The organism is Methanobrevibacter filiformis (assembly GCF_001639265.1).
GTDB classification, from domain to species: domain Archaea; phylum Methanobacteriota; class Methanobacteria; order Methanobacteriales; family Methanobacteriaceae; genus Methanacia; species Methanacia filiformis.
Genome location: NZ_LWMT01000082.1, coordinates 1 through 4,022 on the forward strand (window position 1 = coordinate 1; position 4,022 = coordinate 4,022).

Genomic DNA, 4,022 nt, shown 5'->3' on the forward strand with positions numbered 1-4,022 from the left:
GTTTTAATCTTTTATTTAACTTAATTGCAAATATGCTTAAAAAACTTTCTGTACCTATATTTTACCAATTAATTGTAATACTTTTGATAATTAATACTACAAATTTAACTAATATATGTCTAAAGTTTTTATTATACTATCTTAAGAAAATTTTTAATGAAAAAAACAATGCTTCCAATAAAAAAAGTTAATTTAAGTGAGTATTATGAGATTTACAAAATTTTCTATTCTTTTTAAATTGAAGATTTGAAAGTTAGTAAAAAATTTTTATCAATTTTAAATTTAAATGTTAGAAAATTTAATATTTTCTAATACTTTCTAATATTTTATAATATTTTATAATATTTTCTTAAATTTTATTATTTTTGCGAATCTGTGCCTAATATTTGACCATCTAAAACTTCTATTTGTTTGTTAGCTAATTTAGCAACATTTAAATCGTGAGTTACCATGATTAATGTAACATTCTCTTTTTCATGTAAATCTATTAATAATTTTAAAACATCTCCTGATGTTTTAGAATCCAGAGATCCTGTTGGTTCATCTGCAAGAATAATAGATGGTTTATTAGCTAACGCTCTTGCAATAGCTACTCTTTGTCTTTCCCCTCCAGACAATTTTGTTGGTTTAATTTTAGCTTTTTCTTTTAATCCAACTAAATTTAACAGAGATAAAGCTCGATCAGTTCTTTCTTTTCCACTTGCTTTTGTTTCAAACATTGGAATTTCAACATTTTCACAAACTGATAAGTTAGGTATTAAATTATGTAGTTGAAAAATAAATCCTACTTCTTTTGATCTAAAAACATCTAAATTTTTACCATCTGTTAAATCATAACCTGCAACCTCTACAGTTCCTTCATCTCCAGTGTCTAATGCACCTATCATATTAAGCAAAGTAGATTTTCCTGAACCAGATTGACCTATAATTGATACAAAATCTCCTTTTTCTATTTCTAAGTTAATTCCATTTAACGCTTTAATATTCCCTTTTTCATAGCTTTTTTTAAGATTTTTAATTTTAACTATAGCAACCATTCTATTAAAACTCCTAAATTTTATTGTTTAAATATGTCTAATCTGTTAATCTTTATATTTTCATTAATAGTAGATTATGAATATTATGAATAAATTTATTATTATTTGTATCTTACTCATACCTTAAAGATTCAGTTGCAGGTAGTCTACTAGCTCTCCATGCAGGATACAGTCCTCCAATTAAACCAACGATAATAGCTACAGCAAATCCTTGGATAAATGTACCCATAGTAAAGACTGGTGTCATTCCAGACAAAATTCCTAAAGCTACAGCTAATTCAATAGCTATTACTCCAAAAATAGAACCAACAATAGCTGAAGTTACAGTTAAAACTAAAGATTCTCCTAAAATCATTGAAAGAATTCTTTTTTTCTTCCAACCAACTGCTTTTAAAACACCAATTTCTCTGGTTCTTTCATAAACAGACATTATCATGGTATTAATAATACCAATTCCTCCAATAACAATAGCTAATAAAGATATTCCCCAAGAAGCACCATTAACCATATTTAAAGCGTCTGCAACCATTTTAATATCATTAATAGAAGTTATTGTATTGAGATCATCCCCATACTTATTATCAATTGATTTAGTGATTGTATCTACATCAGCTCCACTATCTGCAAACACATAAATCATACTTATTTTTCCTTCTTCATCAGATATTTTTTGCAAATCCTTCATATGTGCCATTACACCATCTTGACTAGGATCACCAGATTCGTAAATTCCAACAATTTTAAATTCACTATCATCAATTGTTAAATTGTCCCCTACTTTTTTATTTAAGTCTTTAGCTTTTAATTTACCAATAACAACTTCATGTTCATTTTTTATAAACTGCCCACTGGTTAAACTAACATCCATTGAGGATATATCAAAGGTATTATTTGGATCAATACCAATAACCATTCCAAACTTATCTTCAACAGGAACCGTAGCAATATATATTCCTTCAACTCTTTTAATACCTGGAATCTCTTTTAATTTATTCAACCAATCTTCATCTAATGTTTCTGTCCCATAAGGAGTTCCTTGTGAATCTTCTTTTTTACTTAGAACTGTGAAATCAGCCCCACCCTCATGTAATGTATTATCTAAAGATTGTGTAAGACCTGTAGTTATACCTCCTAAAGCAACAATGGTAGCAATACCAATACCAATACCAATAACTGCAAGGAATGCTCTTGCTTTGTTTCTAAATGGATTTTTAAAGATTAATGTTAAAAATGACATAAAATACCTCCTAAATAAATCATACAGCTATTTAATATAATAATAATTATTTAATATAATAATTATTTAATATATTGTTTAACATTGCTTCTAACAATGGCTGAAGCATTAAATCTGTTAATTCCATTTAACATTTCAGGAAATTTGTTCTTCTCGATTAAAACATTGATTTGTGAGAATTTACTACCTTTGTTTATTGTAGGCTCATCTGAACAAAACTTGTTTTCTACTAAAAATTCGCTTGCAAGTTCTGCTAAATCGTTTTCAACATTAAATTTAACATCAAAATATTTTCTCGCAGTAATTGCGCCAAAAAGTTGGTCAAATATCCTTTTAGCCTTATCTAATTTATATCCATGACAATTTACACCAGAATATAATCCTGCAGAAGAATGCATTATAGTTTCAAGTTCAACAAGCCCTGCTTTCTTTAAACTACTTCCTGTTTGAGTATTATCCACTATTAAATCTGCTCCCTTTGCAATATATACTTCAGTTGCACCATCAGAGTTTATAATCTGAACTTGATCGTTTTCACCATCGATTAAACCTCTTACTTGAACAAGAGGTACAGAATCTCCAAAAACCTCTTTATACCCTTCATTTTCCATAAAATGTTGGCGAGTCAAGTTTGGATACTCAGTAAAACATAAAATTGGAGTTTTTCTACTTTTATTTTTCCTGAAAAAATCAGTTAATGATTTGTAAGGATCAGTATTTGGAATAGCTACTATTAATCGAGTTTCACCGTAATTCAAATCACCAAGTTTCATGATTGAATTATCTGAATTTACAGACTCCTCTCTAATCCAATCTTCACCTACAATAGCTATATCGACCATTCCTCTATTTAATTCAACTGGTGTACTTTGTGGACGAGTTAAAAATGCTTTAATCTCTAAATCATTTACAATTGAAATCTCATAAGATTCATTACCAGGTTCATAACCTTTAATATCATAACCTGCATCTACAAATAGCTGATAGGTATTACCTCTATTGACATTGTTTAAACTTCCTTTAGGGAGCCCTAAAATTATTTTGTCCATTAAATTCCTCCTTTTATTAGATGTTATTTATTATTAATGAGAATAATTACATTTATTAATATGATTAATATATTATTTTATATTAAATAATTATTAAATTGCATTATAATGTTTTAATATATCTTATTAAATAAATGTATCATTACATAATAGCTAAATTAAATTAATAAATAATAATAAATTAAAAACAAGTAATAATTTTAATAAATAATGATTCATTTAATATAAATAAAAGCATAATTAATGCTTAAAATGCTTTATTTATGGAAATAGCTTTTGTTCAAACTTTTTTTAAAAGTTTGAAATGTTTGTTTCATATTAATAAAAGCATAATTAATGCTTAAAATGCTTTATTTATGGAAATAGCTTTTGTTCAAACTTTTTTTAAAAGTTTGGACTGTGTCAAAAACTTCAGGGTGAACAAGTGAAAAAATTCAATGAAAAGTACAACATATATATGTAATGTTCAGTATAATTCAAAAAAAAGTGAGTATAATAACATTAATTAAATGGAGGAAGAATATAGTTAAATCTATGCAAAGAGAAAACAAACTTCCTCCAAGTAATAATTATGAATGTTAAAATATATAATGCTGATGGTACCAAGAGAGTTGTGATAGAAGAAGAAATATTATATTTAGATAATCGTGTAGACCCAATATATCATCAAACATTGGAAGAAATGACAGGTAGGAGTCT

Annotated in this window: 3 protein-coding genes; all 3 read right to left on the reverse strand. The window is 26.9% G+C overall.

Annotation, left to right across the window (positions count from 1 at the left end; all coding sequences use genetic code 11):
• Positions 1-359: 359 nt before the first annotated feature.
• The 3 genes from MBFIL_RS02915 to hisG all read right to left on the reverse strand — a co-directional run bounded on the left by MBFIL_RS02915 (position 360) and on the right by hisG (position 3,323).
• Positions 360-1,037, reverse strand: a complete 678-nt coding sequence (locus tag MBFIL_RS02915) for an ABC transporter ATP-binding protein (RefSeq protein WP_066971323.1) — start codon at positions 1,035-1,037, stop codon at positions 360-362.
• A 112-nt stretch (positions 1,038-1,149) separates the two neighbouring features.
• The gene (locus tag MBFIL_RS02920) at positions 1,150-2,274 is read right to left on the reverse strand and encodes an ABC transporter permease (protein WP_066971325.1); all 1,125 of its coding nucleotides are present in this window, start codon (positions 2,272-2,274) and stop codon (positions 1,150-1,152) included.
• Between the two features lie 62 nt (positions 2,275-2,336).
• Entirely contained in the window at positions 2,337-3,323 is a 987-nt protein-coding gene (gene hisG, locus MBFIL_RS02925) for an ATP phosphoribosyltransferase (protein ID WP_066971327.1), read from the reverse strand.
• Positions 3,324-4,022 lie beyond the last annotated feature (699 nt).

Coding starts and splice junctions, on each gene's coding strand:
- MBFIL_RS02915 (WP_066971323.1), bottom strand. CDS start 1,037: ATGGTTGCTATAGTTAAAATTAAAAATCTTAAAAAAAGCTATGAAAAA.
- MBFIL_RS02920 (WP_066971325.1), bottom strand. CDS start 2,274: ATGTCATTTTTAACATTAATCTTTAAAAATCCATTTAGAAACAAAGCA.
- hisG (WP_066971327.1), bottom strand. CDS start 3,323: ATGGACAAAATAATTTTAGGGCTCCCTAAAGGAAGTTTAAACAATGTC.